A 3,951-nucleotide genomic window follows, 5' to 3' on the forward strand; every position below is an offset into this window, starting at 1 on the left:
TCGGTACTATTGTCCGTATTAGTAGCAGTGAAATGGCCACCAAATTGAGTTTGTCCCCCAGAGGCAATACCCCTGACACCAAATCGGGCACCACTGCTACCACCCGTTGCTTGTGCATGCAAACCAAATTTAGTGCCATTGCCATTGCCACCTGCCCTGCTGTGAACTCCGAAGGCGGTAGTATTGCCCGTATTAGTAGCAGTGAAATGGCCACCAAATTGAGTTTGTCCACCCTGTGCATGACCGTAGACACCAAATCGGGCACCACTGCTACCACCCGTTGCTTGTGCATGCAAACCAAATTTAGTGCCATTGCGATTGCCTCCTACAAGGCTTTGAACTCCATAGGCCGTTCTATTGCCCGTATGATTAGCAATGGCCTTGACGCTTCCAGCCACTTCTAATTTTTGAGTAGGATTATTTGTGCCAATGCCGACATTGCCAGCATTATAGTAAATCCTGTTACTACCACCATCAGACCACTTTGTGCCACCAGCACTAATACCAGTTAAACCAGAACCATCCCCTTCAAACCTAGTGGCTTTAACAGTTCCAGCTACCTCTAATTTCTGCCTAGGATTATTGGTGCCAATACCAACTTTTTTTGAACCAAGACCAACTGATAAAACGGGTTCTCCGCTTCCTTGAAAAACCATTAGATCTCCGTGATCTCGGTATTCAACTCCCCAGTTTGGATGAGATGGGGAATGAGCAATGATTGGTCGAGGTGCATTGTTTTTACCACTTTGATGGATGTACATCATGGGGGCTGTCCCGTTGGCAAATCCGATTGAGCCGTTAACCGTGAGTTCAGCATAGGTGCGATTTGTACAAATACCTACATTGCCATGGTTATAGTAAATACTGTTATTACTACCATTAGACCACTTTGTGGCACCAGCGCTAATACCAGTTAAACCAGAACCATCCCCTACAAACTTAGTGGCTTTAACAGTTCCATTTACCTCTAATTTTTCCGTAGGATTTGTAATGCCAATACCAACTTTTTTATAACGAAGACCAACTGATAAAACTGGTTGTCCGCTTCCTTGAAAAACCATTAGATCTTCCTGATCTCGGTATTCAACTCCCCAGTTTCGATAACGTGGGGAATGAGCAATGATTGGTCGAGGTGCATTGCTTGTACCACTTTGATGGATGTACATCATGGGGGCTGTCCCGTTGGCAAATCCGATTGAGCCGTTAACCGTGAGTTCAGCATAGGTGCTATTTGTACCAATACCTACATTGCCATTGTTATAGTAAATACCGTTACTACCACCATCAGACCACTTTCCAGCACCAATACCAGTTAAACCAGAACCATCCCCTTCAAACCTAGTGGCTTTAACAGTTCCAGCTACCTCTAATTTTTCCGTAGGATTATTTTTGCCAATACCAACATTACCATCCACTGTCAGAGCACCAGTGGTATGTAAAGCATCATCCACCGTCAGCGCTCCAGATGAATGCCCTGAGCGAATTACCCCTGTAACTTTCACTTCATCATTATCCGCATCCCCCAAGGACACATCCCCAGCAATATGCTCGGTATCACGGGCAATCACATCCCCTTTTACTTCCAGGTTTCCATTCACTGTCAGGTCACCATCAATGGTTGAATTTCCGGTCAGATTTAAGTTTTCGGCGGAAATGGTACCATCTAGCTCTAAGTTATCGAGGTTAGATAACTTAGCACCAGCAAGCTTGCGTACAGAATTATCCACTGCATTTTCAGTAACCTCACCGTTGTTGTCTAGGGTCACCCGTGCCAACAGAATCACATTATCATCGGTAGGGGCAAAACCAGTTTTGAAATCTACATTACCGTCTTGGAGATTGTCTTTACTTGTTTTACTCCCGTAAATGACAAACTTGGGACGTTCAGAGGTGCGAGTGTATTTTTTATCATTACCTACCGCTACTTCGTCACCATCATCCTTAATTTCATCATAGATGACGGTAATTTCAATAGTTGTAGTTGTATTGGCTTCTAGTTCTAATCGATCTAAGTTAATCGTGTTAATCGTGTCCGGTACTGTACAATCGGGTAAAATAATAATTTCTCGACCATATTTATCAATGGCCATGCCCTCACTAACGGCAATTTTTTTCGGCTCGGCTCTGGTTACTTCTAATCCTTCCACCACACCCCATTCATGGAGTAAGCTATTGTGACGCAGGCGCATGTCACGATGGTAGGTTTGCTCATCGTTAAAGTCTTTTTCTAATAGAAACTGGGAAGTAAAGTAATTGGGACGTTGAATATATTTCATAATCATTACTCTCCTAAGATAGATTCGTCATTTTCGGTAATCTTGCCCAAAATAGTATTAATTCCAATCTGGGAACCCGTAACTTCTTCAGAATCATAATCAGAATCAAAACTACCACCAATCTGCGTGGTGTAAATAATTTCTAGTCTGTACTTGCTATGGGCTGGTTTTTCCTGTTCGATGATGGCATTAGCGATTTCTATTTGTCGTTTGAGTTGCTCTGGGTTTAATCCTTGAGCTGGAGTAATTCTTACTATAAAAAAGTGGGGTATACCACCACCAAGGTAAGTGCCTCTACCAAGCAGCGATCGCGAGGGAAGTCCTTCGGGGTAAATTGGAATTTCTTCGAGTTCAATTGGGTTTTCGGGCTCCAGGAGTTGGGTGTCACCAATTTGAAATTCGGCATTGGAAGCGTCGATAATGGTGACTTTTTCCTCGTCCTCTAGAAATAATTCTAGCAGTTCTTGTAAATTGTCTTTAGTCCCTCGAAAACGATACAGTCTGACGGTATTGGCCAGAAATTTCCGTTGTTTTTGGACATCTAAATCTGCTCTGAGACTCAACGCCACCCAGCTAGATAACCAGGGTAGGAAGTCTGGGGGTGTTTTTTGGGGATGGAAGTAATTAGAAATACGGGCAATATTTTCTTCTAAACCCTGCTCACAAAAGTTGATCCCATGTGCACGACCCAAAAGAATATTTTCAAAGGGTAGTAAAAATTGACCAACGAAAGGATCGCTTTGATAAATCTCTGGCAGATAGTCTAAAAGTTTACTGGGGTAACGGGCTGAGTTTTTCATTGGTTTTTAACCGTTGAAATCAAGGGTTTCTAAGGGGGATATGATGTCTATATCGCTGGCGGTAATATCTAAATACACTAGTTCTTCTGGTTTGACCTGGATGGCACTTAGCTGTCCTGTATCTTTGGTGTAAACTAGGCGTTGTTGATTGTTTATGGCATCAGGACGAGGAAAAAATACTTCGTCTTGGTCTTTATCTTCCTTATTGGTTTTTTCTACATAATCCACACCTTCTAGTTCATCAAGTAGTTGATAAACTTCCGAAACATAAACATTTCGACCAAATGGCCAACCTTCAGGATTGTCAGGATTTGGTAGGGGATCGAAAAAGTTTTCCAGTGCGTTATTTATGTTGGTCCTAGTGGTTGCTACGTCTGCTTCTCGGTTGAGGTGTATGGTTAATCTGATGCTAATGGTGATGTACCGTGGCATAACTACATGGATTGCCGTGCCAATCAATCGCCGTTCTTCTAAGTGGTTTTTTACCTCGTTAATCAGCCTTGAGCTTGGTTGAGGGGGGCTATTTTCACGATTATTGCTGTCGGGGATAATCACAATACTCACATGACCTGGTTGATCCACAGGTTCGACTAAGGCATTTTCGACTAAGGCATTTTCCGAGTCCAGGTTACGTCGAGGTATACAGTGTGCCCTGGCAACGGTATCATCTGCATCATTTGGTTTCATGTCTCGGGCTAATTCCACAAAGTCGGCACAGGTGATAGCTCGGTAGCGATCGCGTACTTGGGTAATTGCCTTTTTAATCTCTGTCTGTAAATCCTCCTTTTGCTGCCAATCTGGTCCATTCAGCAGTTGTAAAAACATCCGCATATTGGCCTCTGTCACCCGATTTTGCCGATAGAGCAGCATTTCGG

General features: G+C 43.3%; 3 protein-coding genes. All 3 read right to left on the reverse strand.

From position 1 onward, the window contains the following. A partial coding sequence (locus tag F6K49_RS36640; RefSeq protein WP_293104784.1) for a hypothetical protein occupies nucleotides 1–2,276 on the reverse strand: 2,276 nt, incomplete at its 3' end. Nucleotides 2,277–2,281: 5 nt separating this feature from the next. Next, a complete protein-coding gene (locus tag F6K49_RS36645; RefSeq protein ID WP_293104788.1) occupies nucleotides 2,282–3,076 on the reverse strand; it encodes a phage tail protein in 795 nt (264 codons plus the stop codon). Nucleotides 3,077–3,082: 6 nt separating this feature from the next. After that, the coding region (locus F6K49_RS36650; RefSeq protein ID WP_293104792.1) for a baseplate J/gp47 family protein at nucleotides 3,083–3,951 on the reverse strand (869 nt) is incomplete at its 5' end.

Source organism: Moorena sp. SIO3I6, assembly GCF_010672095.1.